This window comes from Chitinophaga parva (assembly GCF_003071345.1).
GTDB lineage: Bacteria > Bacteroidota > Bacteroidia > Chitinophagales > Chitinophagaceae > Chitinophaga > Chitinophaga parva.
This window is the reverse complement of record NZ_QCYK01000002.1, coordinates 398,580-424,522: the sequence shown is the minus strand read 5'-3', so window position 1 is coordinate 424,522 and position 25,943 is coordinate 398,580. Positions and strand designations below refer to the sequence as shown.

Here is a 25,943-nt window from a genome sequence, read left to right as displayed (position 1 = left end):
CAAGCGTAATGTCATTTGATAAAGCGGTACCAGTCGTTGCTTAGTTCTTGATAGTGAGCCGCCGCATCTTTACAATTTGTATATGGTGCGACCAGGAATGATTTACGTGCTCCAGCCACCATGCCCCTGGATAGGATTGCATAATAAAAAGCAGGCCGTATCTCGTAGGCATCCGTTCAACATCTTCTCCACATTTTCCTAAAAAAAGCTTAAATTAAACACCAGACTTGACCATCATCCTCATGAAACTCTCAACACCCTTATCCCTTCTCGTATTGTGCCTATTCCTCTGCGCTTCGGAGAAGAGCGTAATGGCACAATCCGCCACGATCAGGCAGGAACAGCAACATTTGCTTTCTATCAAAGACAGTATTGCGTTTGCCGACAAGCTTAATCGCATCGGTATGCTGTTTTATATGAAAGACATTGACAGTTGCTTTTATTATGGCATGACGGCAAAAGCGCTCTCGGCCCGGCTGCGATACACCAAAGGTGAAACCGACGCTGATAATGTGATCGCAGCAGCATTGTATTTCAGAGGACTTTATAAGGAAGCGCTGGAGCTGTTCAATAAATGCCTGATCTCATACCGGAAAATGGGTGATTCTGCCAATGTTGCCCAGGTAGTCTCTAATATGTCAACTGTCTATACGGACATAGGGGACAGCGTAAAGGCTGTCAGCTTCGGCCGCCGGGGCTTCGAGCTCGGGCAGCAATTGAAAGGTGACAGCATCCAGACCCTGCTCTACCTCAACTATTGCCTGGACAATCCACAGCTCCCGGAGGATACGATCAAATATTACCTGGCTAAAGCACGGGCTAATGCGGAGAAGTATAATGATCAGCCAATGCAGTCACTGGCTATGCTCATGCTTCCCACGTACATGGTCGCTAACAATCGCATAGACGAAGCACTGCCCCTGATCAGGGCTGCGCTTGATCACTCCCGCAATACTGGAATGGAATACCTGGAGATCAGTTTGCTGATACTGTATGGAGATTGTCTGCAAAACAAACCAGACAGTGTACTGGCGTACTATACACGTGCCTACGAAATCGCGGAGAAAAATGGCTATAAGAACTTTAGCCTGCAGTTATTGAAAGTTATCCTGGCCAACACGGAACTGATCGGCAACAAAGACCAGATCATCCATGTACAAAAACTGCTGGCATCCGCACTGGAGGAAGACAATAACAATCTGAAGAAATTCATCGGTGATTACACTGTTTATAGTGCTATCAGGGAGAAGAACCATTTACTGGAAGTCGGCAACCGGAACAAACTCACCCAAATATGGATGCTGGCAGGCATCTGCGCTACCACTATACTGCTGCTGGCTTTTATTTACTACCTGTACCGCCGCTCCCGCCATATGAATAAAATCATCTCAAGCCAGTTCCAACAATTACAGCATACAATGGCCGCACTTGAACAAAGCCAGGCAGACAATACCCAGATGCTTAAAATAGTAGCACATGATCTACGCAACCCCATAGGTGCCATGACATCTATCGCCGACCTGATGTTACTTGACGGACCTCGCAGCGATAATGACCGTATGATGCTGGACCTGCTCAAAACCTCCGGCGAAAATTCACTGGAACTCGTGAACGACCTGTTGCTCATGCATACCCGCTCCGAAGAATTATTGATAGAGTCGGTGGACATGTACGAGCTCCTTGAATATGGTGTAAAGCTGCTGGACTTCAAGGCAAAGGAAAAAATGCAGCAGCTGATCCTGACGGCAGTACACGTGATCATCCATGTTAACCGGGGAAAGATCTGGCGTGTGATAAGTAACCTCATTACCAACGCCATCAAATTCAGCCCCAATGGCGCCCGTATCCAGGTGTCGCTGGAGGCGAAGCCAGACAAAGTGCAAATCAGGGTGCAGGATCAGGGAATCGGGATCCCAGAAGACATGAAAGACAAAATATTTGATATGTTCACCATATCACGTAGAGCTGGTACCGCAGGAGAACAGTCTTTTGGTCTTGGATTATCTATTTCCCGGCAGATCATAAAAGCGCATGGCGGTACCATCTGGTGCGAAAGTTCTCCGGGTAATGGCAGCACCTTCTATATTGAGTTGCCGAGGACTACGACCTGAATACCTTATAAACAAGTCATGGAAATTTAGCAGACCAGGTGCACCGCCACCAAATGCAGGGGATCTTCGCCGGAGTAGTTAAAGGGGGGGATGTTTCCCTGTATTTATATCTAATTGAAGGTTCAAAAAATCTGCATCAGAACAGGTTAAAAAAATTGAAAAGCTATGGTGAATTGCAGAAAAACAAAAAGGCCACGCTAATGCGTGACCTCGAAAATTCAAATTAAGAAAAATCTTAACTATTTTTTGTTGCCCCAAGTGGACGAATTTTGAGTCAAATAACATTGATTATTAAGAAAATAAGGTAAATCAAAGCTTTCTAAAGTAGCAGAATCTCCAATTCGAGGAATTAAAAATTCAGCGTCTATTAGCAACCGCCACACCCACCACCGATACCTTGACCACCCATGGCCACCACCTGCCGGGTCGTTATCATCGGCACCATTCCCCCCACGACTATACGGCGTTTGCAATGGACTTTTTTATGGCAGCCAGAGTAGCATCTGGATCATTTTGGCAGAAGCTTTTCCCGCCCATCACCCGGGAGCCTGTCCTGACATTTTTAGCTGCCCACCGCATCACCATGAGTGATACCATCCGCACCTGTGACCGGATTTTCAACACCGCCCTGGATGCCCATCTGATACCCAGGGCCTACAACCTGGAACTGGTGGACCAGCTGCGAAACAGCCAGATAGAGCACATATTTTTTACCACCAGCGTTGATACCATTGCGGAAAGCTTCAAAAAAATGGACCATGCCCATTAGAAATTGGGGTATGATCCTGAATCAATTTTTAACTATTTTCGAAGGACGGGTAAAAATATAACCCACCCTGTTTACCTCGATTTTTAAACTTACACACTTAGTGAAATAGTCCCAAATATTCAAAGAATTGATTTCTATTTAACATAATGTAAATCATACAAATATTTAAAAAATTGGCTTTTAAGTTATTGCATACCGTTTCTTTGCCCAATTAGGGCGATATAAAGACTTTTTGCAACAATTTTTCAACATTGGCTGATCTAAAATTTTCGCAACCACGGTTGGCAAAAGTGTCATTAAAATCTTTTCCAGGAAGAAATAGGCCCGCTACCGCGGGCCTATCTATATTCTTTAAAGACCTGCTCCTTTTAAGCCAGTCTGAAAATTTGGCCTTGTCAGACAAACTAAGGGTTTAACTGTGTGAGCGAAATGTTTGCATGTATTTTGGCCCCATTCAGCATTGGCTGGTTCTGTACTTTAAATTGAACCATATAATAAGTAGTAAAACTTCCATTAGCAACATGCAAAATTTGTGTTTCCCGACCAATGATATTTAGATTAAGGGCAGCAGTAGAACCAGAAATAGTACCAGTCTGATGTAAATAACCCCAACTTGTTGGAAATGCTGGCATGGTAGCTCCCGCATAAAGAAAATCGGAAGAATTTATTGTTGCAGGAAGGCCAAAAGAGAAGATCGCGTTATAAATACTTGGAAAGGCCAATTCGTATAAATTCGGAAAACTCCATGTTAGGTTAAAAATCTGACCACCTTGTTGAGAAAGCGGAACAGTGGTGTTCCCATCATCCCCATCACTGTATACATCCCCCTGGCTTTGAGGAGTAACAGTTCCTTCGATTACTTTAGCGCTTGAACCAAAACCTGCTTTATGTCTGGATTCCATTAAGGTGATAAAATCACTGATTTTTATCCCTCGATCAATTGAAGATCCAGGCTCAGATGTAAATTTGGCGCCATAATGTTTTGCAATAGAATCGACCTGAATCAATGTAAAGCCGTCAATTAAATCATCCTTATGGGCTGGAGCTGATTTGTCATTCTTTGAACATCCGATAAAGAGGGACAAAGACCCTGCAAACAAATAAATGAAATATTTCATATAAAATTTAAATTGTGAAAAGCTTGGCGAAGTCAGTAAGAGGCTACATGTACAACGTGAATTCTCAAATGATTAATTTTAATCAATTTGATGAGGGTTGCAGTAAAATTTTATGTTTGCTCTGAAAATTATGTTGTTGGATATATAATATCTTATAATGGTTTTTGTAAAATGAATCAATTACTGCTTGTCCGGCATCTTGTCCTGAATATTGTGAAATTTCTATTGAATCTGGTGCAAGCGCTGCTGCTCGCTCCAATTCTTCAAGTCCTATTTTGATTTCCTTCCGTGTTCTTGATGGTGTGTTAGCATCTGGAATAAATTTGATTCTGTAAAGAGATTGGATCCTTTTAATTTCACTTGCCTGATATTCTTTTGTTGACTGGCATGAAATACAAAACAAGTATAAGATTGTTACAAACAGGGGAATTCTCAAAATATTAAATTTTAAACGTTCAGATTTGTTGTAAACGATAGATAACATTTGCTACAACATTATTTACAGGGTTACATTTTTAGGTATGCTACAGACTTTTTTAATTACTGATTGTAGCATTAATGGTCTTTTCCACGAATTGAAGATAATAATTTAAAATACATTTTCAATTGTCTAAGTCAAAATATTTAATTCCCTTCTCTAATGGCCATGGCCTATTAAAGTTCCTGCAGTGTAGTAAAACCTATAAAGACGTTGCACTCTATAGGGCATGACAATGAAGAAAATATTTTATACAGAAGTAAAGAGCCCCAAATTGATGAAACGATAAATGCAAATAAAATAGCTACTTTGAATGTAGAAATATTAGCAGCTGAAATTGGGCTACTGTAATTGTTCGGTTTTTCCCCAAATCAATGCTATATTCCTTATGCAGGACATTCTTGTTAGTGTCGATTTCATAGAGATCACCAAATCGTTGGTCTGTAACCATTTACTCTTTTATCCTTTGGCGTTAAGTGATGTGTGTTTTCGGATGAGGGCTGAGGATAATTTATGATTCGTTCCCGGTTTACATCAAGTGTTGCTGAAGGAAATATATCTGTAAAAGGCAATACGTTAATCTTCCCTGTTTTGGGATCAATGGCAACCTTTATCGCCTGACTAACATTTACGATGTCGTAGTCCATAATTTTTAACCCAGCTTCCTCAACTAAAGGAACACTTGCATGCTGTTCGAAAAATACTGTCGGAACGCCGCTTTCAGCGTCGATGCCAAATTTTCATTTTGCAGTATTTTTAGCTTGTTTTCTTTTTCTTACTTGGTGCGGCAATTACATCAATAGGTTTCAAATTACAATATGGGCTAATGATGGAATCCTGATTCAACGTGGGATCAGGGATCAGGGACCATGATTTGGTTACAGTTGCATGCCAAAAATATTCCTGCTTGATATCATCGGACATTTACCTTTTGACCAAAAGACCACAATCTTCAATTAAATTAATCACAATGCTTGCTTAATCAATTTGAGGCAATTTTTTTTACAAAATTTCCTCAAAACTTTGCGCAATTATTCTCAGCTCACTCCCCGTGGATGACGTTTTAATCACATAGCAATGTAGAATTATATTGTCATTGAGGCCATTCCATTTCTTACGAAATGTCTTGATGTCCTCACAGTCATCAGCCTCCATATATCCATCATCTATTGATTCTGGGGCAATTACCCCAAAATTCATCCTTGCATTTAACTGAAAAACATCCCTAAACACTATTGAAGACTGGGGCTTATCATACCAGTCAATGTGTACGGTTAATATAAATGCTTTTCATAACAGAGTCATGCCAATAAAAGTCATTGAAGTTCATATGTTAAATTATCTGCTGTTTCGTGTTGAGTAAGCTAACCAGAACACATTACCAACCACCTCAGACTATCAATTTTTCCTTGGTTGATAACTTCTATTATCGGTTACGCTCGAGATGTGCTAAACAAGACTCCTGAAACGTCATCTGCGATATTTCGAATCTAGTTCCTTTAACCAGCCTGTCGAATTCACTACTTTTACATCGTCTAGCTCAATAAACAAACATCCAGGACATTTGACTCTTTGATGTTCAGGATGTAACAAAACAATCAATTTATTCTGATTAATGACTAAAAAATCATAACAAACCGTATAAGGCCAGACTGTTCGCCATCACCATTTAGCATCACGTTTTTCAAGTCATCCACAGTAAATACTGACTGCTTTAAACTTAGCTTTTTGTATACCTCCCTATATTTATCAATAAGATTATCCAATTGAAGATTTAAAAAATCAACATCAGGATATTCGCGACTTACATTGCCGGATTTCTCGTCAAAGTACTTCGCCGGAATACTTACGCCGGTTGACATTTCAGCCTTATTGCCGCCGAATTGCAGTCGAAGATAGATAGTATTTTCACCTTTTTTGTTGAATTTGGCTTTATTTAACCATAGTTTATAAGAAGCTCTTAAAGCATTCATTTCCAATCTTTTGATGGGCTAAAAAATTTTGTAAAAAATTGAAAAGCTATGGGGAATTGCAGAAAAACAAAAAGGCCACGCTAACGCGTGGCCTCGAAAATTCAAATTTAGAAAAATCTAAACTATTTTTTGTTGCCGAACCTGGATTCGAACCAAGACAAACAGAGTCAGAGTCTGTGAACCAGATTTTTTATTATTGTGATGCAGTACTTTACGTTTTCACATTTTATTTAATATGCAGACAATCCTGCAAAATTATTGACGGTTATATTGACCGTGCAAGGAGGCCTGTAATCCCTTTATTTGTTATAAAGAGCGCTATATTTGCTGTCCCAAGTACGCAGCTGTCCAAACATGCTATCTATTCTCAACATCGTTTCCGCAAACACATCACTCACTACGTCGGTGTTTTCAATTTTAACTACTGTTCCAGACATACATACCATTACCATTCCCTTAGCAGCCCCCATTTCTGAGTAGTCAATATCAGTGGCTACTACTGCATTTCCGCCCATTTGCAAGGCCTTACTTCTAAGTTGCCTATAGCATAGCAATTCTCCTTCTGAAATCTTTTTATTGTATGCACCGGATTGCATCCCAAAGAAGTCAGTCCAGGAAGCGCTAACTTCAGTTAAGAATCCGGTACCTGAAGTACTTTGACCCGTAGCCATGCCAATGGTGCGATAATTCCATCCCATAGGTGACGGTGCCGTCACGATGGGCATTATTTCAGATTGCTTAACAATTTCTTCGGCCAGTTGATCCCGTCTTTGTCTAAGTTCTGAGATCGCGTTGTAAAATGCATCACTCCGGCAGCTCGCGCACGCTTGCTCCTTTGGAGTATTCGTCATTTCTGCTATGAGCTCACATTGTGAGTCTTCAAGTAATTGGTTTACACCTAAGAACCCATCCTTTATTTTGGCACCACATCGGGGGCAAGATGCATGATTTGACATATAGGGAGGAAGTTTTGAATGTTAACAACTTTATCCACACGGTAGGCTATGCGCAGATTGACTGCGTAATGGCCGCGTTGATTTGCTAAAAAAATTAGTATTTTAGAGTTTTACCCACAATACCTGTAGTAATGAAGAAGAAGAAAAGGAAGACCATAAAGCCCCCTAATCCACGTCCGCTTGCCGTATTGGCCCCTAAACGCTTAACCGTTTATTTATCGCCGCTTCCAATTCTCCAAGGACAGATACCGTTGGCAGATTCCGTTGATGAGCCAAAATCTCCGCGATCGCGCTAAGTGATACTTCCTGGCGGGCCTCAATTCGTCTTAACGCTGCACCGACATCCACCACGACATAGCCCTCGGCCGCCTTCATGTTTCTTGAAGCAACTAATTTTTTAAGCTTCGCCAACAGTTTGGGATTACCTCCTTTGGATAGCTGTTGAGCTATGTAATTATCACTATATGCCAGTTCCTGTTCTATTTGGGACCTGTCAAATCCTTGTGATTTTAAAATATTCAATAATTCCTCGGTTTCTTTTTTGAGATCCATTTAATTGTTTTGAGCAATATTGAAGAAAATCAAAATTTTCCTTGAGCAACCAGATTTGTTTTTTAGATTGCTTCAAGCAACATATATTTGCATTGTACACATCGATAAACACAATGAGCAACGCAAATGTAGTAAAAAATAATAATACGGCTATCAATATGAAGCCATTGGCTGAGGAGGAGTGTAACAAGTTGGCGGCCGTGGTATTGGGATACGGCAAGTTGCTCCAGGCCAGTGAAACAATGGCTTTGCCGAAAAATACTATCAAGCGGGCGATAGCGGGTATGAATCTGACCCCAACGACCGCCGCAAAGATCCGCTCATTCCTTAAAACCATCCCTGATGAGCAGTAAGGAACAACAGCTACTGCTCACTGAGCTGGAGGCCATCAAGGTGCGCTCAGCGATGCTGGCCAGTGAGCATAATAACATCGTCAACAAAGTAACACAGCTAATAAATGCCCTGGCGCCTGTCCAGGCGCCGGGAGCCCGCAAGGGCCGCAGGAGACGCGGAGCGACTGACGAACAATTGGCCAAGCTGCGCGCAAACATCCTCGGCAAGATCACCATCAAAGCATAAATCACCATGAACAACAAGCCATCCCTTATTTCCGCATTAAAGGCGGCCGCCCTTGCCATGTCTGCTGCAATAGAAGCCATGGACAATGAACAGCCTGAAATCGTTGATGTTGGAGACGATTCCATCCGTCTGCACGAAGCCGGTTATGCCGGCCATTACGACGAGTACATTGAGATAATGTGCTATCGCCCCAGCCAGAACGCCAGCTACGTATACAGGGCGCGTTGGGAGGTTTCCTATATGCAAGAATGGGCTGCTGAGTGGCTGCAGGTGGGAGGCGATTTTAGAACATGGTGGGAAGACATGAGCTGGTCTGATATGGTGAAGAACATGGAAGAGTTCATTCGGCAGCACGGTGTGGATGAGTTGATAGACCGGGACTACTCTGAATGGCTTGCTAAAACCGTCATTTCATAGGTATAAGGATAAGTAGGAATAGCCGGGAGTAATCCTGCTTCCGGCTTCCTTTTAAACCTGCACCTTTTTTCATAACTCTTTAACTCCCTTAACTAATGGACATTTTAACTGCATTCAACAACTATTTCAGCCAGCCTACCACTGTAGGTGAATACGTGGCAACTGGCCTACAGCTCATTGGTTACTCGCTAATTATTGCTGGCGGCATCATCTTCATTGTGGAGCGCGTGAAGCGCTGGTGGATCCTCACAGAGCCGGCACGTGTTGCCCGCGGCATCAAGGCCATGGAGCGCGCCAAGCGCACGAAGTACGCGCTGTACTATTGGAGCAAGGAAACACGTCACGTGCTAAACGTCATCTTTAAATGAGCGCGGCCGATGCACACCGGGCCTTCGTTGAACAGCAGGAACAAATTGCGAAGGTATACTTCTTCCTGGGTGTACTCGCCCTGCTCCTTATCGCGATGATCTTCCTGGCGTTCATACTCGTGAAAGCAGGAAAGAAATATGACCAGCATGTTGAGAAATATCCCAACCTGCTGCCAAAACAGGAAGACCGCGAAAGGAACAATTGACGCATTTTTCATAACGTGGAAATACGACAACCCCGGCGGTGGTCTCGCCGCTGGATTCATTTTCATTCACTTTTTTATTTCATAAAACATGGCAAACCTGAAAATTGAAATCAAAAGCATCTGGGGCTCTGTACTGTTCTCTTATGAGAAGGAAGACAATACCGTAAAGGATACAGTAGAGGAAGCTGTTAAGCAAGGCGCATCCCTGGACGGCGCATCCCTGTACGGCGCATCCCTGGACGGCGCATCCCTGGACGGCGCATCCCTGGACGGCGCATCCCTGCGTAACGCATTCCTGGACGGCGCATCCCTGCGTAACGCATCCCTGCGTAACGCATCCCTGGACGGCGCATCCCTGGACGGCGCATCCCTGGACGGCGCATCCCTGCAGCCGTTTAAGGCAGACCTCTATGAGATCCTTGTTCATGCTATCCCTGAAGTCTCTGATTTGAAACAGGCCATCATTGACGGTAAAATAGATGGTAGCGTCTACCAGGGAGATTGTGCATGCCTTGTAGGTACTATTGCAAACGCCCGCCGTGTGGATTACGAAAAGATGGCTGGCATTATGCCACAAGCTTCTCGCCCCGCTGAAAGACTCTTTGCCGCCATTAAGAAAGGCGATACTCCTGAAAGCAATGGCATTGCAAAGATCGTTTTGGATTGGATCGAAGAATTTGAGCTATTCGTCTATCCCAAACCGGCTACGCCCGCTCCTGATACTACTCTTTCCTCATCATAAACAAAGCACCTCGCCCGGATGGCGCGGGAAACGGCCAAAAGCTCTGTTGGACAGGGAGGTGCTTTCCCGGAAGCTATACGGGGTTAAGCTGTAGCCGTGAAGCAACACGTAAAAACTAGCGAAAGGGCCGCCTGTCCTTGGCAGCCGGGAGAGACCGGCAAATGGGGAGATAACATGAGTGGTTAATGTACAGGAGCGTATGCCTGGACGGAGGTTCGAATCCTCCCCTCTCCACGAACCATACAGAAGAAGGCCGAACTGCCAGCCGATGTTTGAGCAGCAATTGCAAGTGCCGCAAGAAGATGCTGGAAATACCACGAAGCTAGCACGTAGTGGAAGGCCGCATATGGGGCGCGGTGCCTGTTGGTCTTTGGGGTTCCAATAGCGCGGCCTACACCTCGAAGGGTGAGCGCTCCACTTTATGTGATACCGGATTCCTGCGAGTGTCTTATGCCGGGGCACAGCCGATACCACGGCAGCAGATTTACTTTTAAACATATCGCATGCACAAATACCGCGAAATGCATCCTGCTGATCCCGATGAGGAAGAGGATGACGAAGAAGGCGCCGAAACATAGGCGCAACAAAGTATAGCAACGGACAGGGATAAGGCCTGGTTAAACGCTTCACCAGGCCTTATTTTAAAAGGATCTCATCTTACCCAAAAGAAAAAGCCGGGCGTGATCGCACCGGCTCGTCAATAAAGCAAAAATTATATCGCTAAGATATGGAAAATTCAAAACAACAACTCCTGCAACTAATCAACAACGCCAGGCCTGCTGAGCTTATCGAGGCACCGGTGGTGGCTGATCGCTTCAAGGACCTCTACAAGGTAATACACGGCATTCAGAATGACACCGCAGTGGCTGCCTACTACGAAGCGGAGAAATTCCATTTCCTCAAAATGATCAACGACAACCCGAACCTGGCAACCTGCTCCAAATTATCCATTTATGGTGTGTTCATGGATGTAGCGGTATCCGGCCTGTCGTTCGACCCATCCGCCAAGCACCTATACGTAGTACCATACAACATTAATGTGGGCACAAAGGATAATCCCAAATGGGAAAAGAGGGCGGCCCTGCAAGTATCTGGATATGGTGAATTGCTGTTGCGTACCATCCAGGGCCAGATCAAGCATGCTGATAATCCAGTCTTGGTATACGAGGGTGACAAGTTTATGTATGGTACCAGCCGTGGCGCCACCTTGCTTGAACATACCGTAGCGCTGCCCCGTACGAGCAACAACATCCTTGCTTGTTATCTCAGGATCACCCGCGCTGATGACACGGTGGATTACAAGGTAATGTCCATGGAAGAGTTGCAGGTATTGCGCGGCTTCAGCAAGGATTCAAATAGCGTTGCATGGACCAAGGGCATTGCCGGCATGATGGTGGCAAAAACCATCAAACACGCCTTCAAAACTTACCCGAAGATCCGCCTCGGTGAGTTCAGCCGGCTGGAAAGTGAAACGGTAGATACCGAAGCCGATATTATTAACGGGCCGGATTACGGCTTGCCTGCAGGTGATCCGGTGGGCTCATTCCTGGAAGATAATTCCAAACCGCCTGTAGACATAGCGCCTACGCCGTCTGATGAACTCGATTTCTAACCCCTAATCCCTTATCAATGTCTGAACAAGTAACTATATACAACAAAGCAATTGAAACTTTCCGCGGTGGCGGGGAAATCCTCCTCGCCAACCAGGGCATAGTTTCCAAGGCGCTCACTGCTGGCAACGCCATTCTCGGAAAGATAAATGCAAATGGCGGTAAACTGGATGCTGGTCTAGATCAGTTGGTGAATGACTACCTGGTAAAGATCGGCCAGCGCAAAAAGGAGATTGAAGAAGCCCGCAAGCCCATCACCCAGATGATGGATGAAATGAAAAAGTATTTCACTGCAGAAGAGGCAAAGCTGGATGTAAAAGGCGCCGGCACCATCCCCGCGCAGCTTCAGCAGCACAGAAATGAATATGCAAAGGAACAGGCTGAGCTGGAAAAACAGCGCCAAGAAGAAGCCGCGCGCCGTGCTTCCAAAGAGCGTGAGCGAGTGCAGTTGGTAGCAGACGTTGAGACCCAGCTTAATAAGCACTTCAATGATCACCTACTATCGTATAAGCAGCGCATGCATACAGGGTTCAACGAGATCACCCTGGAAAACTTCGCTGACAAGGAGCGCAAACTGGCGGATATTCCCTGTCTGTACTCCCTGGATCACTACCAGTCTTTCAAGCCCACTCTGCGCCCTATTCAGCATAACCACGATGAACTGGCAGGCATCATCACTGGAGTGGATCTCTTTGCCAACTTCTCTGCCATTTTCAGCAGCGAGGTGGAGGAACTGAAACAACAGTTCATTGACCGTCTCCCATCCAAAAAATCAGAATTGGAAGCCCTGGCTGCTGCAGAGAAGGCACGCCAGGAAGAAGCGGCTCGCGCTGCTGAAGCTGAACGCCTGCGGCAGCAGGAGATCGCCAAAGCAGAAGGTGAACGTAAGCGCCAGCTGGAAGAGGAGGCCCGCGCCGCTGCAGTTGCTGAGAAGGCACGTCAGGAGGAACTGGCGGCTGAACAGCGTCGGCTGGAAGAAGACCGCCTGCGCCGTGAGCAGGAAGAAGCTACCCGAATGGCCCAGGAAGCCAAAGAAAAAGAAGAGAAGGCAGCCCAGCAGATTGAAATGAACAAGGCCGCTGGTGAGACCATGGCGCTCTTCGATGCTGAGGCCAGCCTGGCCGAAGGGGCTGAGGCGCCGGAGACTCGGCAGGGCTTTGAGATCAAAGTACTGCATGCTGCCGGCTACGTTCAGATCTTTCAATTCTGGTTTGAAAACGAAGGCAAAGGCCTGGGTATTGACAAGATTGGAAATACAAAGATGGATCAAATGAAGGCCTACTGCGAAAAGCAGGCCCATAAGAACAGTACTGTGATTGAAAGCAAGTTCCTGCAATATGTACCCACTTACAAGGCAGTTAATCGCAAAGCAGTTAAGTAGCATGAAAGACCCTTACTACGGCCGCCCGGAGGTATCCAACAGCGACCTGTCAATGATAAAGAAGTACTGGCAGCCACAGGGTATTATTTACGACCTGGAACAGGCTTATAAGTTCGGCACACTGATCGACTGCATGATCACTGAGCCTCATAAGGTGGATTATTTCCGCTTCTCCTGCGCCGGTGAGCAATATACCAGGGAAGACTTTGAACGTGCTGAACTGATGAAAAAGGCTTTCTATAGGGATCCACTCTGCGCAATGATGGCAAAGCGGTCTTCTTTCCAGAAGGTAAGCATCAGGCAGAATTTCGGCATCGACTATAGCCGGTTTTCATTCTCTCTGGATGTCAGATGCAAGTGGGATTTGTTCATCGACGAGTACGACATGTCAGGTGATATAAAAAGCACCACTGCTACCTCGCAAAAGCAGTTCGAGGATGCCGTGCGATATTTCGACTACGACCGCCAGCGCGCCTGGTATCTGGATATCGAAGAACGGAGCAACGACATGCTCATAGGCATTAGTAAGGTGAACTTCAAAGTATTCAAAGTGCCGGTGAAGCGTGGTTCAGACCTGTATAAATCCGGCAGAGACAAATACCAGGAACTGGCTTTCAAACATGCATACCTCTTTGACGATATACGCAATATCAGAATCTCAGCATAGCTGCTTCCATAATGGCGGACACCCGGAACAATATGCTGCTGTGGGCGATATCGTTACCCCGGTTGCTTATCACGGCAATGTGTGGATCGTGGAGCTCAATGGCAGACGCTTTCCAGTCAGGACAGAATTTATTATCAATCTTTCAATCATAACACTTAAAACATGGGTAGAAAAAGAAAAGTAAGCGATCCGGGAGGCAAGTTCCTCTCCGACAGCACCCGCCTGGGCTTAGAACGCATTGAACGGGCCAACCAGGAAGCAAAGGCCATCGAGGTGCGCAGCGGGAAGCTGAGCGGCATCTTCTGTCATTACGAGTACCTGCACACCGTGGCAGAAAACACAAAAAATAAGATTGGTGTAAAGAGCGAAGTGCCTATGCACGAAGACCTTCCACGTGCCTTTTCCAAGCTGAACGTACACCTGGCAGTAGTCTGCGAGGAAATCCGCCCAGACGAAATCCCGGACATCGACGACCTGCCTGTTTGGGATGCAGATCCTGACCTCACAGAATCCGACCAGGATCCGCTGGCCGTACGGTTGAACCGCTTCCATGTTACCGCCTTCCAAATATCTGGCACCGGGGAAAATGAAGGTGTGATCCTCACCGGCAGTAAGAGGCTGTCAACCGGCGAGCTGGTAAGCCTGCAGACCCCCGTTGTGCGTTGGAAGTCTGAGTATGCTTTTACCAATGAGCTGCACATCGCGGTGTTTGACCTGGTCACCGAGATTGAAGAATACAATTCAGGTAAGCAGGCCCCCCAGCGCCAAATGGAAATGGATTTCGGCGGCTTTGAAGATGGGGAGGACTTATGAGCCGCGTGAAAGCGGGTATCCTGGATGACGTGCTGAAGGAGCTACGGTCAGCAAAAAAAATCCATCCAGGATGGCCCGATCACATCGTCGCCCGGGCAGCGATCGTGGCGGAAGGGGCAGGGGAGTTGTTAAAGGACGCACTGCAGGCGAAGTATGAACCTGGAAAGGCAGGACTGTCACTCACTGATCAACGGGCCGCCATGCGCAGGGAAGCCGTACAAACAGCCGCTATGGCTATCCGCTTCATTGAAGTACTGGACGCAGAAGAAATAGCAAGAGAACCAAAATTACCAGACACCTGACATGGACATTATAGAACATCCTTCTGAATTTCACATCAGCATCGGCTTTAACCAATGGTTCAAGCGCAATACGCAGGCCGTAAAAGCTCTGCCAGATCGCCGCTGGAACCCGGTAAAGAAGGTATGGATTATACCTGGACATGCCCGCAATGCCGTGTACGAGCTCCGGAAGACACACCATGCAAACATTCGGCTTGCTGCTATGTTGGCTCCCGAGCAGGTTGGTGAGATTGCCCCCATGCCCGATCTGGAAGTGGAGCTGCCCCTGAAGGCAGACCTGCGCCCTTACCAGCGCCAAGGCATTGCCCGCGGCATGCAACTACGGCGCCTCCTGGTGGGTGATGAGCAGGGCCTGGGTAAGACACTCCAAAGCATAGGCATTGTGGTTGGTATTGAGGCTGCTTTAAAGCAGGCTTCTTTCCCCTGCCTGGTGATCTGCCCGTCGTCCACTAAGATGAACTGGAAGCGTGAATGGGAGAAGTTCTCCAATAAGCGCGCAATGATCCTCGAGGACAAGGTAAAAACAACCTGGCATACCTACTGGAATGCCGGCATGTCCGATGTGTTCATTACCAATTACGAGAGCTTGAAAAAGTATTTCGTGACCAGCGTGCCTGCCAAACAGAAAGGAGAGCGCCTGCTGGCCAAAGAAATTGAAATGCGCAGCACGATCTCCCTATTCAAGTCAGTCATCGTGGATGAGAGCCACCGGTGCAAGGACGCCAGCACGATGCAGGCCAAGCTGGTGCTGCGCATGTGCCACGGCAAAGAAAACGTCCTGCTTCTATCTGGTACGCCGGTTGTGAACAAACCAATCGACCTATTTCCACAACTGGCCATAATGAACCACGCCGGTACGTTCGGTGGCCGAAAGGACTTTCTGGACCGGTTCTGTGAGGGTGGCCGTGGTGCCAGCAACCTAAAAGAACTCAACTTCCTGCTGAATAAGTACTGCTTCTTCCGCCGGGAAAAGAAGGACGTGGCCAAGGACTTGCCAGAAAAACAGCGCCAGACCATCGTGTGCGATATCACTACCCGCATCGAGTATAACCGCGCTAAAAACAACTTCATGCAGTTCTTGAAGGATAACGGCTGCGATGACCGGGAAATCGCCCGAAAGATGAAGGGTGAGATCATGGTGCAGATGGGAAAGCTCAAACAGATCTCCGCCCTGGGCAAGATGAACGAGGTACAGGAATTCACCCAGGAGATCCTGGATGCCGGCGAAAAGCTCATCCTGTTCTGTAGCCTGCACCAGATAGTTGATAAGTTAAAAGAGCTCTTCCCCCATGCGGTAACCATCACCGGCCGTGACGACATGGTATCCCGCCAGCGTTCCATTGACTCTTTCCAGCAGGATCCCAAATGCCAGCTCATCATCTGTAACATCAAAGCAGCCGGCGTGGGCATTACCCTCACCGCTTCCAGCCGCGTGGCCTTCGTTGAGTACCCCTGGACATACGCGGACTGCGTGCAATGTGAGGACCGTGCACACCGCATCGGGCAAACCAACAATGTGATGTGCACCTACTTCCTGGGAGGTGACACAATCGACGAACGGCTGTTCGAAATCATCCAGGAAAAAAAGACTGTTGGTAATGCCATCACCGGCGCCACAGATACTATGGAAATGGCCATGGTAGACAAAATGCTTAACCTTTTCAACATTTAAAGTATGCGTATAGAAAAAAACATCACGCTCCAGCAGGTAAAGAAAACAGGCAGCACCACGGTGTATTATTCTGCTCATACATTGTGGTGGACTGATGATCCGGACGACCTGCAACATGGTCCTGTTCCGCTGGACGTCTATGGCTCTCCCCTGTACCAGGGTGAGCTGGATATCTTCCTCCGGAAGGCCCAGACAAAGCCCGAGCACTATGGTTCCCATGGCCTCACTACTCTGATGGCTGCACATCATAAAAACATGAAACCGGAAAAGGACGATGATCCCAAACTGCGCACCAGTTGGGCAGCGTTAAACCGGGTGGTACACCAGCAGGCGGAAGCCAGCGCCACCGGATTCCAGCTTCTCTCCTAACAGTCAATATTACCATATGGATCAGGCAACACTTGAAGCCAGGTATAGATCACTGGTTCACCAGGCCACAGAGGTCCGGAAATATCAAAAGCGGTACTTCCAACACCGCGCCAGTTCGGACCTGGAAAAGGCCAGATACCACGAACGGCAGTTGGATAAGCTGCTGGCCAAACAGAACGAAGAACAGATATCACCACAGCAGCAGTTGTTTTAATGAAGCGGAAAGACGATACACTCAGCAATTTTATACCTATCAATCGTAAGTTCTTTAACCATGCATTTTGGAAGGAAGAACGGACGTTCTCGAAGTCGGAAGCTTGGCTGGACCTTTGCGTCAGCGCAAGATTTGAAGAATCGGAGGCCACTGAGCTGATAGGCGGGAAGCTGGTTTCTTGGACAAAGGGACAGTTACCAGCTTCCCTACGATACTTGGCTGAGCGATGGAAATGGAGTAAGAACAAGGTGGACGATTTCCTACTACTCCTTGAACGTGAGGGCATGATATGCCGACTGGCCGTAAACGGCATCACGATCCTTTCACTGGTAAATTATTCCGTCTATAACGGTTCAGGACAGCAAAAAGGACAGCAAAAAGGACACGCAAACACAACACAGCACTACATTTCATCAAACAGAGAGGACAGTGAAAAGGACAGCAAAGGGGACAAGCGAGGGACACCGGGGGGACAGCAGGGGGACAAAACTAATATAGAGAATAAAGTAAAGAAAGAAGAAATAAATACCGGCACTGACGTGCCTGTGGGTGTGCCTACTGGTACTTTGGATAAATTCAAGGCCTTTCAGGACTGGATAAAGACCAACGCTCCCCGCGTGGCACAGATGAAAGAACAGCTTACCCTGCAGCAGTATGTGGCCCTTCACCAAAAAGTAAGCAAGGACCAGCTTAAAAACCTGCTGCTAAGCATGCACAATTACGAGCCGCTGCTGCGAAAAAACAGAAGCGTTTACCTGACGATCATCAACTGGTCAAAACGAGACTATAACCAAGAAATACCCGTTAAAAATGGACCTGGACCTGCGAAATCAACAGAACAGTACCTGGCAGAAAGGAAAAAGCAAGAAGAACATACACTCAGGCCGCCAGAACGCTGATCTAACCAACATGGTCTACGGCAAGGTGCCGCCGCAGGCCCGTGACCTGGAAGAAGCCGTGCTGGGAGCTATCATGCTGGAGAAGGGAGTTTTCGACTTGGTAGCCGGCGTGTTCACCAACCCGGATGTGTTCTACGTGGAAGCCAATAAAAAGATCTTCCAAGCCATGATCCGGCTTTCTGCCGCCTGCATACCCATAGACATAATGACTGTGGTGGAGCAGCTCCGCTTCATGGGAGAACTGGATGCCGTAGGAGGGCCCTTTTACGTGAGCCAGCTTACCAACGATGTGGTCTCTTCAGCCAACCTGGAGGCCCATGCCCGCATCATTTTCCAGAAGTTCATGGCCCGGGATCTGATCCGGATATCGGCTGAGACCTTACAGGATGCATACGAAGATACCACCGACGTGTTTGACCTGCTGGACAAGACGGAAGCGAAGCTCTTTGGTATATCCGCCGAAAAGGCAAAGACCGATAGCAAGCATATCATATCCGTATTCGACAAGCAGATAACCCAGCTCAAGGCCCGCATGCAGGCGAAAGAGGATATTACCGGTGTACCAAGTGGTTTCCATTCCCTGGACCGTATCACCGCCGGATGGCAACCTACGGACCTCATTATCCTGGCTGCCAGGCCTTCCATGGGTAAGACAGCTCTGGCACTTAACCTGGTGCGCAACGCGGCCCTGCATCCAACAAAGCCCACCGGCGCAGCCATATTCTGCATGGAAATGAACAGCGGGCAATTGAATGACCGCATAGTTTCCGCCGAAAGCGGTGTAGAACTGAAGTTTATCACCCGCGGCAAGCTCACAGAATCCGAGTTATTCCGGGTAGAAGAGTGCCGCGCCGTCTTCGCCACCGCTCCCCTATTCATCGATGATACACCGGCGCTCACGCTGTTTGAGCTGCGCGCAAAATGCCGGCGCCTGGTTAAAAACCATGGTGTAGGCCTGATCGTGATAGATTACCTGCAGTTGATGGGCGGCGGTGATGACCAGCGCAGTGGTAACCGGGAGCAGGAGATATCCAGGATATCCCGCGGCCTGAAACAGATGGCCAAGGAATTGCACGTGCCGGTTATTGCCCTCTCCCAGCTCTCACGCGCCGTTGAAAACCGAAAGGAAGGCAACCAGCATCCGCAGCTCAGTGACCTTCGGGAATCGGGCGCTATTGAGCAGGATGCGGATATGGTGCTCTTCCTCTACCGGTCTGACTACGGCAAAGAAGCAAAGGACGTGGATCCTGCCCTGCGCAACGACGCCTCCCTGAAGATCGCCAAGCACCGTAACGGGGAGCTGGACACCATCGCCCTGCGCACCAACCTGGCTATTCAAAAATTTTATGACCTCACGGAGGTGAATGATGCCGAGCGTAGTTCCAGGTTCATACCATTCAGCGAAGCAGAGAAAAGATATTCCATAGACGTGCCGCCGGCACCGGCTGATGGCATTGATGACCTACCGTTTTAAACTACTCATATGCAAACAGACATCAATCATCCTGCAAATCCTTTAAACAAACAACCGGATCCAGCAGAAAGAAGGACACTTTCTGGAGAAGGATTCTTTAAGTCCTCTTGGCAAAATGGCGAAACGAAGCGCGAGAAGTGGGCCGCGCAGTTCATGGCGGCACACCTTTCAGCTTTTAACAGTTTCCCTCCTGTGCATGTTTTAGACGAATATGCCAGGGAGTCTGTGAAGGCGGCCGAAGCCCTCGAAAAAGCATTGAACGAACGGCAAAATGAAAGCAAATGAGCAACGAACAGCAGTCATGCCCCGGAGCATATTATCAGCCCCTCTTCAACCTGATGGAACAGGAACATGGATTAATACTTTTGGAATCGCAGATGATAGATATTATACGAGTTGTGGAATCCATGAAATCGAAGCCAGGAAATAACGAACAGCAAAAGCCGATCACGGCAGAAGAATTTTTAAAGCAACACCACGGTACATACTTGCCCTACGACGACATCCCACATATCATGCGGCAGTACGCCGACCAGCAGACCGCGCAGCTGCGGCAGGAAAACGAACAGTTGAAGCGGTGGAAACAAGAGCAAATTCAACTGTTCCATCCGCTGTTTGACTGGGTAGACGAAAATATACCAGTTGAATTGGGCCGTAGCCGCGTTACCGCGCTGTGCGAAATGAAGGCGGAAAACGAGAGGTTACAGCAGGAACTGCAACAGGTGAAGGCGCAGCTGGATGAATGTTCTCATTTTTTAAGGCAATGTGTTGAATACTTCGATGGAGACATGCTTGAAAATTTTAAGGATGCAGCTGAAAAGTTCCTTTCCTCCATTACCAAATAACCCGCGCCGGCCGGCAGCCGGTAGAATAGTATGAAAAGGAAAAGGATATTGGACGTGACCGCAGGCAGCAAAAAAATGTGGTTCAATAAAAAGCACCCTGATACCGTATACACTGATTTCCGCGATGAGGATATCACCTTGTTCGATGGAAGGATGCTCCAAGTCCGGCCTGATGTGGTGGCCGACTTCCGGAGCCTGCCGTTTCCCGATGAAAGTTTCCACCTGGTGGTGTTCGATCCCCCACACCTAAAAGAACTCGGCGGAAAGTCAGTAATGGCCCAGAGCTACGGGGTGCTATTTTCCACCTGGGAGACCGATATCCGCGATGGATGGCTGGAATGCATGCGGGTCTTGAGGCCGAATGGCACCCTAATCTTTAAGTGGAACGAATTTCAAATCACATTGAACCAGGTACTGGCTGTTATACCAGGTAGCCCCCTGTTTGGCCATACATCTGGCAAGCACGGACGCACCAAGTGGATGGCATTTATAAAATAACCCGCGCCGGCCGTATGCCGGTAAGACAGCTATGAGCATATTGGAACAAAAAACGCAGGAGGCGGCAGAACGCCAATTGAACCACCACATTTATAATGAGGACATTGAAAGTGGGGAATCACCCTATGAGTCATTCAGGATTGGGTTTACAGATGGCGTCGAATGGGGGCGCGGCCCGGAGGCCTGGATAAGCGTCGAGGATGGGCTGCCGGATAAAGAAAAAGGTAAAAATTATTCAAAGTTTTACCCAGTAGTATCCGAATGTGAATTTTACGCTGCTGCATATGATTTTGATGCAAAAGACTGGTTTGATAGGAGCGGGGAAGAAGTATTAGTTACTCACTGGCAGCCGATGCCGCAATTGCCAAAGAAATGAAGAAATCAAAGATAGGCTGGGCCATCAAAAACAAGCACGGCGACTTGCTGATCCACACGATAGAACCGTACCGCAAAATGTGCATCGAAGAGTTCACGCGAATCAATAAACAAACTTGGCCCGATTTGAAGAAGCTGGGAGCACAGTGCGTAAAAGTTAAAATCACAGAATTATGACCTACGAACAACGTTTACACGCCCTGGCCGAGGAAATGGCCGCAGGCGCATTTGAAAGGGCGATACAAGAAGGTGTTTTTGAAATGGAGCCATGGGAGGGATTTAATTATCGTAACAATTGGATTACGACGCATTTACCATTTGCCCGCATTGCCATGAAGCACATGGCGGAGGAATGGAAGTCCGCGTACAATTATTTTTACAATTTCATCGATGAACCGGGTGTCGGACCGGATTTTACAGAAGGATTACAAGAACGCGGCCTCGTGCCGGTAAATTATGAACAATGAAACTACAAGATCAAGTTTGCACACTGGAGCAGGGCAAGCGCCTGGCTGAATTGGGTATTACAGCATCACCGAAATGGATGTATTTTAATTGCCACCCACATAGTGGATTGTGTCTTTCAGAAATGCCTAATCGTCATATGGCAATTTTAACAGGACATTTCCCACTTGATCCATCCGAGTATTCGTTGACACCCGCATTCACCGTGGCCGAGCTGGGGCAGATGCTGCCGGATCAAATCACACAATATATCCGTAGGGAGAGCAATAACTGGTGGGTAGGATTAGGCCCGTTAATGGCTGCCAGTTCATCGGAAGCCGATGCCCGGGCCCAGGCATTAATCTATCTCCTCGAAACCAACCAACTCACCGCCGATGAGGCGAACAAAAGACTGATGCAATAACGTTGCAAAAATAGTTTGAAAAAAGTTGCCACTTTACGGGTACCCGTAAGGCCAGGTCATAGCACTGTTCGATCTTTGTTATATCAAAATCAAACAACATGAAAAATGAAAAAATAGAACAACTGCAGGCCGAAAACCAGAGGTTGAAATCTGAACTCGAAAATGTGGAACGCATCTATCTGGACGACTACAACAAGATCTGCCAACATCGGGACGAGATACTGATGAAATTGGAAGACCTGGAGCCAGAAGCCGCGGCGTACAAAAACACCCTGAACCAGTTGCTCAGCAAACTCCTCTTCCCGCCTCCTGGGGTTATTTGGACTGGCACCGGCGAAGAATCACTGGAAGATGTCATCGAAAAGGTGACAGCCGACAACCGAATCAAAGTAGCCACATATTCGCCAAAGCAAAAGGCAGGTGTGGTTTACCTCCGGCCAAAAGAGTAAAACAAAAAAGCGCCTGGTTTAACAGCCAGGCGCCTATTTAAACATAGTGCGATGAAGGGACCGAGAATGACCCTGAGGGATATAGAGAGTAGTGCCTGCGGCCCATTGAATAAATCGATCATCCAAGAGTGCCGCAAAGCGCCCAAACAGCCCAAGGGCGACTGCCCACCCGTGCAGCGCATGTGGTCACAACTCGCCGCCTGGTCCTTGGCTACCGGCATCCCAGTCACCCGGGAACACCGGTTCCACCCGGAACGGAAGTGGCGGTTTGACTTCGCCCTGGTGGACCACAAGATTGCCATCGAATACGAAGGCATCATGGCAGGCAAGAGCAGGCATACCACCATTTCCGGATATACCGGTGACACGGAGAAGTACAACGCCGCCGCGGAGCTGGGGTGGACCGTGCTGCGGTTTACAGTAAAGAATAGTAGGGAGGTAATAACGGTTCTTGAGAAAACAATAAAGGGATAGCGTAAACTATCCCTTTTGCAGGTTACCGTCTCTTACGGCCGGTCACAACATAAAGTTGGGGTTGGCTTGCCGCTTCACTGCCTGACAAAGGTACGGTTTTGTCGGCTCACGAACGTACATAACCACCGGTTATAAGCTTGATCCATTTCGCTACCTTTACATTATGGCATTGAACGAGAAGCAGAAGCGATTTTGTGAGGAATACCTGGTGGACTTGAACGCCACCAAGGCCGCCATACGGGCCGGATACTCCCAGGCCACCGCATACTCACAGGGCCATGACCTCCTGAAAAAACCCGAAGTCCAGGCGTATTTGGCAGAAAAGCGCAAGGAATTGCAGGAGCGAACCGGCATTACCGTGGAACGAGTGCTCAGGGAGTATGCCCGCATTGCCTTTTTTGATCCATCCTCCCTTTACACAGTGGATGGTGGCTTAAAGCAGGTGCGTGACCTGGATGCCGACACGGCGGCGGTGATCGCCGGTGTTGAGGTACACGAAGACTTCGTCAGCGATAGCCCGAACAAGGAAGCAATAGGCCAAACCAAAAAAGTGAAGTTCGTGGACAAAATACGGGCCCTGGACAGCCTTTCCCGGCACCTGGGGTTGTTCAACGATAAAATGGAACACACGGGCAAGGATGGCGGCCCAATTCAAACAGAAACGATAATTAGGGTAGTGCGTGGTAAACGAGATAGTGCTGGAGCTGGACAACCTACTCCCCCATCAACAGAAACTAAAAAACGAGGCAAAAAGGTTTAACGTAGCCTGCTGCGGACGCCGGTTCGGTAAGACCGTCCTGGCCATAGATCTGCTGCTGGAACCTGACCGAGAAGATAACGGTGCCCTGGCCGGCTATCCGGTGGCCTATTTCGCCCCCACGTACAAAATGCTTATGGAAGTATGGCGGGACGTGGTGGATGCCTGCAAGCCCATTATACGCACCAAAAACGAGCAGGAAAAGCACATTGAACTTATTACTGGCGGCGTTATCGACATGTGGTCCCTGGATAACATCGACAGCGTTCGGGGCCGGAAGTATAAAAGGGTGATCGTGGACGAAGCCGCCATTATCCCATACTTGAAGGATGCCTGGCAAAAGGTGCTCCGACCCCTTTTAACGGACCTGGAGGGCGATGCCTGGTTCTTCTCCACCCCCAACGGGAAGAACTTCTTCTTTGAGCTATACGGCAACAAAGAGAAGTTCCCGGATAAGTGGATGTCCTGGCAGCTGCCCACCAGCTCCAATCCGAAGATCAACCCTGCAGAGCTGGAAGAATCCCGCGCCACGTTGCCTGCACTGGCCTTTGCCCAGGAGTACCTAGCGCAATTCGTGGTGGATAACCTCACCCAGTGGCTGTATGCCTTCGATGAGCCCAAGCACGTAAAAAAGCATCTCCCATTCATCCCCAGCCTACCGGTATACCTGGCTTGGGACTTCAACCGGGAGCCGTTATCGTGCAGCGCATGGCAGTTTTCCCAGATACTGGGCCAACCTTCCAGCTTCATTCACTGCATCCGGGAGTTTGGCGGTAACATGCAGATAAAGGAGCTGTGCATGCATATCCGCTCCACTTACCCGGCCAGCATCTTCTTCGTTACTGGGGACAGCTCCGGCAATAAGGGCGATGTGGCATATGAAAGCCGGCACGATAGCGCATACTCCCTTATCGCCTCCTACCTGCAAATTGGCCGCCGGCAGCTACAACCCAACACCAGCAACCTGACGCACGAGAACAGTCGCCTGCTGATGAACACCATGTTTCAGAATTACCCGAACCTGTACATCGACGGCACCCAGTGCCCGAACCTGATCAACGACTGCAATATTGCCACCGTAGACCCGGATAAGCCACATGCCTTATTAAAAGACCGTAAGCTATACAAAATGGACTATTTCGACGGCAGTAGGTATTTCTTCCAGAAATACTTCCAGGCCTTTGCCCATAAACGCTATTTCAAAGTAGTAGAAACAACCAAAGATGAAGACAGACTTCGCCAATGATCCATCATTCCGCCCGGCCCACCTGGCCGCCGACGGCACCAAGCTCTACGAGCCTACCACCAACCTGGTGCTCTACACCTACGCCAGCGACACCCAGTACCATATTTCCCGGTACGTCGCCGCTTCCGCCATGGAGAACTACTGTAAGTGCGGCATTACCCCCGAACTGCTGACCGCCATCCTGGATGCGATGGAAGCATCCGTGAATGCCAATAAGCTGGCCGATGTGGCCGTGCTGGTGAACAACCTGCGCTACCGCACCAGATACCCGGTTGACGAGGATGCGGCCCTGCGCCTGGCCATGATATTCTTCTTCCACCCAGGAGAGGATCCCAACAAGGTGGAAAACGCCTGGACGGCCCGCAAAGTAGCGCTGGTTAAGGAGGATCCAGCAGCCCATGCTTTTTTTACGGAATGGGGCATGCTAAACTCGTTAACATACAACGAATTGCACAAGGGCAGTTCCCCAAGCAGTTCAAGCCAGCGGGAGGCCGACCTACAGGCGCTGATACCACGCCTGTAAGTGCCCAGGTGGATAAGGTGTACTGGGATATCAACCATGAAGCCTTGGTCATGGCGCAGGGGGACATACAGAAGGCAGACTACCTGCTGGACTGCACCTGGTACGAGTATTTTACCCGCCGGGAGCAGATGGGCGATTATGTGGAGTGGTACAACGAGCAGATGAAAGCGAAATAGCATTACTTTTGTGCATGTAGGTGCGCGATCACCTAAAAAACATCGTAGTAGGCCTTCTTTCC

The 25,943-nt window shown here is 48.0% G+C and carries 36 protein-coding genes and 1 tRNA gene; 31 read left to right on the top strand and 6 right to left on the bottom strand.

The window, feature by feature from the left end; genetic code table 11:
- Positions 1–227 precede the first annotated feature (227 nt).
- Together DCC81_RS12185 and DCC81_RS12180 are read left to right on the top strand one after the other, a co-directional pair.
- A complete protein-coding gene (locus DCC81_RS12185) occupies positions 228–2,111 on the top strand; it encodes an ATP-binding protein (RefSeq protein WP_108686901.1) in 1,884 nt (627 codons plus the stop codon).
- Positions 2,112–2,595: 484 nt separating this feature from the next.
- Positions 2,596–2,880 carry a uracil-DNA glycosylase family protein gene (locus tag DCC81_RS12180; protein WP_108686900.1) on the top strand — a complete coding sequence of 95 codons (285 nt, stop codon included), beginning with the start codon at positions 2,596–2,598 and terminating at the stop codon, positions 2,878–2,880.
- Positions 2,881–3,284: 404 nt separating this feature from the next.
- Here DCC81_RS12180 and DCC81_RS12170 read toward each other — a convergent pair whose 3' ends face one another.
- The 6 genes from DCC81_RS12170 to DCC81_RS12150 all read right to left on the bottom strand — a co-directional run bounded on the left by DCC81_RS12170 (position 3,285) and on the right by DCC81_RS12150 (position 7,957).
- A complete protein-coding gene (locus tag DCC81_RS12170) occupies positions 3,285–3,998 on the bottom strand; it encodes a hypothetical protein (RefSeq protein WP_108686898.1) in 714 nt (237 codons plus the stop codon).
- 82 nt (positions 3,999–4,080) lie between these two features.
- Positions 4,081–4,482, bottom strand: a complete 402-nt coding sequence (locus tag DCC81_RS25385) for a hypothetical protein (RefSeq protein WP_133177644.1) — start codon at positions 4,480–4,482, stop codon at positions 4,081–4,083.
- 419 nt (positions 4,483–4,901) lie between these two features.
- Positions 4,902–5,123: a hypothetical protein gene (locus tag DCC81_RS25380; protein WP_133177643.1), complete on the bottom strand. Its 222-nt coding sequence runs from the start codon at positions 5,121–5,123 to the stop codon at positions 4,902–4,904.
- A gap of 972 nt (positions 5,124–6,095) precedes the next feature.
- Complete coding sequence (locus tag DCC81_RS12160) at positions 6,096–6,449, bottom strand: Arm DNA-binding domain-containing protein (RefSeq protein ID WP_108686896.1); 354 nt, start codon at positions 6,447–6,449, stop codon at positions 6,096–6,098.
- Between the two features lie 299 nt (positions 6,450–6,748).
- Complete coding sequence (locus tag DCC81_RS12155; RefSeq protein WP_108686895.1) at positions 6,749–7,405, bottom strand: heavy metal-binding domain-containing protein; 657 nt, start codon at positions 7,403–7,405, stop codon at positions 6,749–6,751.
- Positions 7,406–7,600: 195 nt separating this feature from the next.
- Positions 7,601–7,957: a hypothetical protein gene (locus DCC81_RS12150; protein WP_108686894.1), complete on the bottom strand. Its 357-nt coding sequence runs from the start codon at positions 7,955–7,957 to the stop codon at positions 7,601–7,603.
- Between the two features lie 113 nt (positions 7,958–8,070).
- Between DCC81_RS12150 and DCC81_RS12145 the strand changes: the two genes are divergently transcribed.
- From DCC81_RS12145 to DCC81_RS25560, 29 genes are all read left to right on the top strand, one after another.
- Positions 8,071–8,310 carry a hypothetical protein gene (locus DCC81_RS12145; protein ID WP_108686893.1) on the top strand — a complete coding sequence of 80 codons (240 nt, stop codon included), beginning with the start codon at positions 8,071–8,073 and terminating at the stop codon, positions 8,308–8,310.
- Positions 8,300–8,536, top strand: coding sequence for a hypothetical protein (locus DCC81_RS12140; protein ID WP_108686892.1), 237 nt, complete (start codon positions 8,300–8,302; stop codon positions 8,534–8,536). The genes DCC81_RS12145 and DCC81_RS12140 overlap by 11 nt, the downstream gene beginning before the upstream one ends.
- Before the next feature lie 6 nt (positions 8,537–8,542).
- On the top strand, positions 8,543–8,953 hold the full coding sequence (locus DCC81_RS12135; RefSeq protein WP_133177642.1) for a hypothetical protein: 411 nt from the start codon (positions 8,543–8,545) through the stop codon (positions 8,951–8,953).
- 95 nt (positions 8,954–9,048) lie between these two features.
- Complete coding sequence (locus DCC81_RS12130) at positions 9,049–9,321, top strand: hypothetical protein (protein ID WP_108686890.1); 273 nt, start codon at positions 9,049–9,051, stop codon at positions 9,319–9,321.
- Entirely contained in the window at positions 9,318–9,527 is a 210-nt protein-coding gene (locus DCC81_RS12125; RefSeq protein WP_108686889.1) for a hypothetical protein, read from the top strand. Before DCC81_RS12130 ends, DCC81_RS12125 begins: the two co-directional genes overlap by 4 nt.
- 88 nt (positions 9,528–9,615) lie before the next feature.
- A complete protein-coding gene (locus DCC81_RS12120; protein WP_108686888.1) occupies positions 9,616–10,269 on the top strand; it encodes a pentapeptide repeat-containing protein in 654 nt (217 codons plus the stop codon).
- Positions 10,270–10,432: 163 nt separating this feature from the next.
- Positions 10,433–10,503 (top strand) — tRNA-OTHER (locus tag DCC81_RS12115).
- Between the two features lie 493 nt (positions 10,504–10,996).
- Positions 10,997–11,881 carry a recombinase RecT gene (locus DCC81_RS12110; RefSeq protein WP_108686887.1) on the top strand — a complete coding sequence of 295 codons (885 nt, stop codon included), beginning with the start codon at positions 10,997–10,999 and terminating at the stop codon, positions 11,879–11,881.
- A 17-nt stretch (positions 11,882–11,898) separates the two neighbouring features.
- Positions 11,899–13,260 carry a hypothetical protein gene (locus tag DCC81_RS12105; protein ID WP_108686886.1) on the top strand — a complete coding sequence of 454 codons (1,362 nt, stop codon included), beginning with the start codon at positions 11,899–11,901 and terminating at the stop codon, positions 13,258–13,260.
- Position 13,261: 1 nt separating this feature from the next.
- The gene (locus tag DCC81_RS12100) at positions 13,262–13,927 is read left to right on the top strand and encodes a PD-(D/E)XK nuclease-like domain-containing protein (RefSeq protein ID WP_165806559.1); all 666 of its coding nucleotides are present in this window, start codon (positions 13,262–13,264) and stop codon (positions 13,925–13,927) included.
- Between the two features lie 162 nt (positions 13,928–14,089).
- A complete protein-coding gene (locus DCC81_RS12095; protein WP_108686884.1) occupies positions 14,090–14,740 on the top strand; it encodes a hypothetical protein in 651 nt (216 codons plus the stop codon).
- Positions 14,737–15,042: a hypothetical protein gene (locus tag DCC81_RS12090; protein ID WP_108686883.1), complete on the top strand. Its 306-nt coding sequence runs from the start codon at positions 14,737–14,739 to the stop codon at positions 15,040–15,042. The genes DCC81_RS12095 and DCC81_RS12090 overlap by 4 nt, the downstream gene beginning before the upstream one ends.
- Before the next feature lies 1 nt (position 15,043).
- Entirely contained in the window at positions 15,044–16,714 is a 1,671-nt protein-coding gene (locus DCC81_RS12085) for a DEAD/DEAH box helicase (RefSeq protein WP_108686882.1), read from the top strand.
- A gap of 3 nt (positions 16,715–16,717) precedes the next feature.
- Positions 16,718–17,083, top strand: coding sequence for a hypothetical protein (locus DCC81_RS12080; RefSeq protein ID WP_108686881.1), 366 nt, complete (start codon positions 16,718–16,720; stop codon positions 17,081–17,083).
- A 16-nt stretch (positions 17,084–17,099) separates the two neighbouring features.
- A complete protein-coding gene (locus DCC81_RS12075; RefSeq protein WP_108686880.1) occupies positions 17,100–17,297 on the top strand; it encodes a hypothetical protein in 198 nt (65 codons plus the stop codon).
- Complete coding sequence (locus DCC81_RS12070) at positions 17,297–18,196, top strand: hypothetical protein (RefSeq protein ID WP_108686879.1); 900 nt, start codon at positions 17,297–17,299, stop codon at positions 18,194–18,196. The genes DCC81_RS12075 and DCC81_RS12070 overlap by 1 nt, the downstream gene beginning before the upstream one ends.
- Positions 18,108–19,670 (top strand): replicative DNA helicase, encoded by a 1,563-nt coding sequence (gene dnaB, locus DCC81_RS12065; RefSeq protein WP_108686878.1) that lies wholly within the window; start codon positions 18,108–18,110, stop codon positions 19,668–19,670. Before DCC81_RS12070 ends, dnaB begins: the two co-directional genes overlap by 89 nt.
- Before the next feature lie 9 nt (positions 19,671–19,679).
- The gene (locus tag DCC81_RS12060; RefSeq protein ID WP_108686877.1) at positions 19,680–19,955 is read left to right on the top strand and encodes a hypothetical protein; all 276 of its coding nucleotides are present in this window, start codon (positions 19,680–19,682) and stop codon (positions 19,953–19,955) included.
- Positions 19,952–20,515 carry a hypothetical protein gene (locus tag DCC81_RS12055; RefSeq protein WP_108686876.1) on the top strand — a complete coding sequence of 188 codons (564 nt, stop codon included), beginning with the start codon at positions 19,952–19,954 and terminating at the stop codon, positions 20,513–20,515. Before DCC81_RS12060 ends, DCC81_RS12055 begins: the two co-directional genes overlap by 4 nt.
- A gap of 30 nt (positions 20,516–20,545) precedes the next feature.
- Positions 20,546–21,013 carry a class I SAM-dependent methyltransferase gene (locus DCC81_RS12050; protein WP_108686875.1) on the top strand — a complete coding sequence of 156 codons (468 nt, stop codon included), beginning with the start codon at positions 20,546–20,548 and terminating at the stop codon, positions 21,011–21,013.
- Between the two features lie 31 nt (positions 21,014–21,044).
- The gene (locus DCC81_RS12045; RefSeq protein WP_108686874.1) at positions 21,045–21,389 is read left to right on the top strand and encodes a DUF551 domain-containing protein; all 345 of its coding nucleotides are present in this window, start codon (positions 21,045–21,047) and stop codon (positions 21,387–21,389) included.
- 172 nt (positions 21,390–21,561) lie between these two features.
- Positions 21,562–21,855, top strand: coding sequence for a hypothetical protein (locus DCC81_RS12035; RefSeq protein ID WP_108686872.1), 294 nt, complete (start codon positions 21,562–21,564; stop codon positions 21,853–21,855).
- Positions 21,852–22,256: a hypothetical protein gene (locus DCC81_RS12030; RefSeq protein WP_108686871.1), complete on the top strand. Its 405-nt coding sequence runs from the start codon at positions 21,852–21,854 to the stop codon at positions 22,254–22,256. Before DCC81_RS12035 ends, DCC81_RS12030 begins: the two co-directional genes overlap by 4 nt.
- 98 nt (positions 22,257–22,354) lie before the next feature.
- Positions 22,355–22,705, top strand: a complete 351-nt coding sequence (locus DCC81_RS12025) for a hypothetical protein (protein WP_108686870.1) — start codon at positions 22,355–22,357, stop codon at positions 22,703–22,705.
- Positions 22,706–22,756: 51 nt separating this feature from the next.
- Positions 22,757–23,179 (top strand): PDDEXK family nuclease, encoded by a 423-nt coding sequence (locus DCC81_RS12020; protein ID WP_205686321.1) that lies wholly within the window; start codon positions 22,757–22,759, stop codon positions 23,177–23,179.
- A 163-nt stretch (positions 23,180–23,342) separates the two neighbouring features.
- Positions 23,343–23,939, top strand: coding sequence for a terminase small subunit (locus DCC81_RS12015; RefSeq protein ID WP_108686869.1), 597 nt, complete (start codon positions 23,343–23,345; stop codon positions 23,937–23,939).
- Entirely contained in the window at positions 23,860–25,182 is a 1,323-nt protein-coding gene (locus tag DCC81_RS12010) for a hypothetical protein (RefSeq protein WP_165806558.1), read from the top strand. The genes DCC81_RS12015 and DCC81_RS12010 overlap by 80 nt, the downstream gene beginning before the upstream one ends.
- Positions 25,160–25,705 carry a hypothetical protein gene (locus DCC81_RS12005; RefSeq protein ID WP_108686867.1) on the top strand — a complete coding sequence of 182 codons (546 nt, stop codon included), beginning with the start codon at positions 25,160–25,162 and terminating at the stop codon, positions 25,703–25,705. The genes DCC81_RS12010 and DCC81_RS12005 overlap by 23 nt, the downstream gene beginning before the upstream one ends.
- An 8-nt stretch (positions 25,706–25,713) precedes the next feature.
- The gene (locus tag DCC81_RS25560; RefSeq protein WP_165806557.1) at positions 25,714–25,881 is read left to right on the top strand and encodes a hypothetical protein; all 168 of its coding nucleotides are present in this window, start codon (positions 25,714–25,716) and stop codon (positions 25,879–25,881) included.
- Positions 25,882–25,943 lie beyond the last annotated feature (62 nt).

Bases quoted from the DNA above. Each gene is read 5' to 3' on its own strand.
- DCC81_RS12075 (WP_108686880.1), top strand. From the start codon at position 17,100: ATGGATCAGGCAACACTTGAAGCCAGGTATAGATCACTGGTTCACCAG.
- DCC81_RS12070 (WP_108686879.1), top strand. From the start codon at position 17,297: ATGAAGCGGAAAGACGATACACTCAGCAATTTTATACCTATCAATCGT.
- DCC81_RS12145 (WP_108686893.1), top strand. From the start codon at position 8,071: ATGAGCAACGCAAATGTAGTAAAAAATAATAATACGGCTATCAATATG.
- DCC81_RS12025 (WP_108686870.1), top strand. From the start codon at position 22,355: ATGAAAAATGAAAAAATAGAACAACTGCAGGCCGAAAACCAGAGGTTG.
- DCC81_RS12090 (WP_108686883.1), top strand. From the start codon at position 14,737: ATGAGCCGCGTGAAAGCGGGTATCCTGGATGACGTGCTGAAGGAGCTA.
- DCC81_RS12060 (WP_108686877.1), top strand. From the start codon at position 19,680: ATGCAAACAGACATCAATCATCCTGCAAATCCTTTAAACAAACAACCG.
- DCC81_RS12015 (WP_108686869.1), top strand. From the start codon at position 23,343: ATGGCATTGAACGAGAAGCAGAAGCGATTTTGTGAGGAATACCTGGTG.
- DCC81_RS12095 (WP_108686884.1), top strand. From the start codon at position 14,090: ATGGGTAGAAAAAGAAAAGTAAGCGATCCGGGAGGCAAGTTCCTCTCC.
- DCC81_RS12155 (WP_108686895.1), bottom strand. From the start codon at position 7,405: ATGTCAAATCATGCATCTTGCCCCCGATGTGGTGCCAAAATAAAGGAT.
- DCC81_RS12005 (WP_108686867.1), top strand. From the start codon at position 25,160: ATGAAGACAGACTTCGCCAATGATCCATCATTCCGCCCGGCCCACCTG.
- DCC81_RS12150 (WP_108686894.1), bottom strand. From the start codon at position 7,957: ATGGATCTCAAAAAAGAAACCGAGGAATTATTGAATATTTTAAAATCA.
- DCC81_RS25385 (WP_133177644.1), bottom strand. From the start codon at position 4,482: ATGTTATCTATCGTTTACAACAAATCTGAACGTTTAAAATTTAATATT.
- DCC81_RS12120 (WP_108686888.1), top strand. From the start codon at position 9,616: ATGGCAAACCTGAAAATTGAAATCAAAAGCATCTGGGGCTCTGTACTG.
- dnaB (WP_108686878.1), top strand. From the start codon at position 18,108: ATGGACCTGGACCTGCGAAATCAACAGAACAGTACCTGGCAGAAAGGA.
- DCC81_RS12100 (WP_165806559.1), top strand. From the start codon at position 13,262: ATGAAAGACCCTTACTACGGCCGCCCGGAGGTATCCAACAGCGACCTG.
- DCC81_RS12170 (WP_108686898.1), bottom strand. From the start codon at position 3,998: ATGAAATATTTCATTTATTTGTTTGCAGGGTCTTTGTCCCTCTTTATC.
- DCC81_RS12160 (WP_108686896.1), bottom strand. From the start codon at position 6,449: ATGAATGCTTTAAGAGCTTCTTATAAACTATGGTTAAATAAAGCCAAA.
- DCC81_RS12130 (WP_108686890.1), top strand. From the start codon at position 9,049: ATGGACATTTTAACTGCATTCAACAACTATTTCAGCCAGCCTACCACT.
- DCC81_RS25380 (WP_133177643.1), bottom strand. From the start codon at position 5,123: ATGGACTACGACATCGTAAATGTTAGTCAGGCGATAAAGGTTGCCATT.
- DCC81_RS12045 (WP_108686874.1), top strand. From the start codon at position 21,045: ATGAGCATATTGGAACAAAAAACGCAGGAGGCGGCAGAACGCCAATTG.
- DCC81_RS12085 (WP_108686882.1), top strand. From the start codon at position 15,044: ATGGACATTATAGAACATCCTTCTGAATTTCACATCAGCATCGGCTTT.
- DCC81_RS12035 (WP_108686872.1), top strand. From the start codon at position 21,562: ATGACCTACGAACAACGTTTACACGCCCTGGCCGAGGAAATGGCCGCA.
- DCC81_RS12055 (WP_108686876.1), top strand. From the start codon at position 19,952: ATGAGCAACGAACAGCAGTCATGCCCCGGAGCATATTATCAGCCCCTC.
- DCC81_RS12080 (WP_108686881.1), top strand. From the start codon at position 16,718: ATGCGTATAGAAAAAAACATCACGCTCCAGCAGGTAAAGAAAACAGGC.
- DCC81_RS12125 (WP_108686889.1), top strand. From the start codon at position 9,318: ATGAGCGCGGCCGATGCACACCGGGCCTTCGTTGAACAGCAGGAACAA.
- DCC81_RS12140 (WP_108686892.1), top strand. From the start codon at position 8,300: ATGAGCAGTAAGGAACAACAGCTACTGCTCACTGAGCTGGAGGCCATC.
- DCC81_RS12030 (WP_108686871.1), top strand. From the start codon at position 21,852: ATGAAACTACAAGATCAAGTTTGCACACTGGAGCAGGGCAAGCGCCTG.
- DCC81_RS12050 (WP_108686875.1), top strand. From the start codon at position 20,546: ATGAAAAGGAAAAGGATATTGGACGTGACCGCAGGCAGCAAAAAAATG.
- DCC81_RS12105 (WP_108686886.1), top strand. From the start codon at position 11,899: ATGTCTGAACAAGTAACTATATACAACAAAGCAATTGAAACTTTCCGC.
- DCC81_RS12110 (WP_108686887.1), top strand. From the start codon at position 10,997: ATGGAAAATTCAAAACAACAACTCCTGCAACTAATCAACAACGCCAGG.
- DCC81_RS12180 (WP_108686900.1), top strand. From the start codon at position 2,596: ATGGCAGCCAGAGTAGCATCTGGATCATTTTGGCAGAAGCTTTTCCCG.
- DCC81_RS12135 (WP_133177642.1), top strand. From the start codon at position 8,543: ATGAACAACAAGCCATCCCTTATTTCCGCATTAAAGGCGGCCGCCCTT.
- DCC81_RS12020 (WP_205686321.1), top strand. From the start codon at position 22,757: ATGAAGGGACCGAGAATGACCCTGAGGGATATAGAGAGTAGTGCCTGC.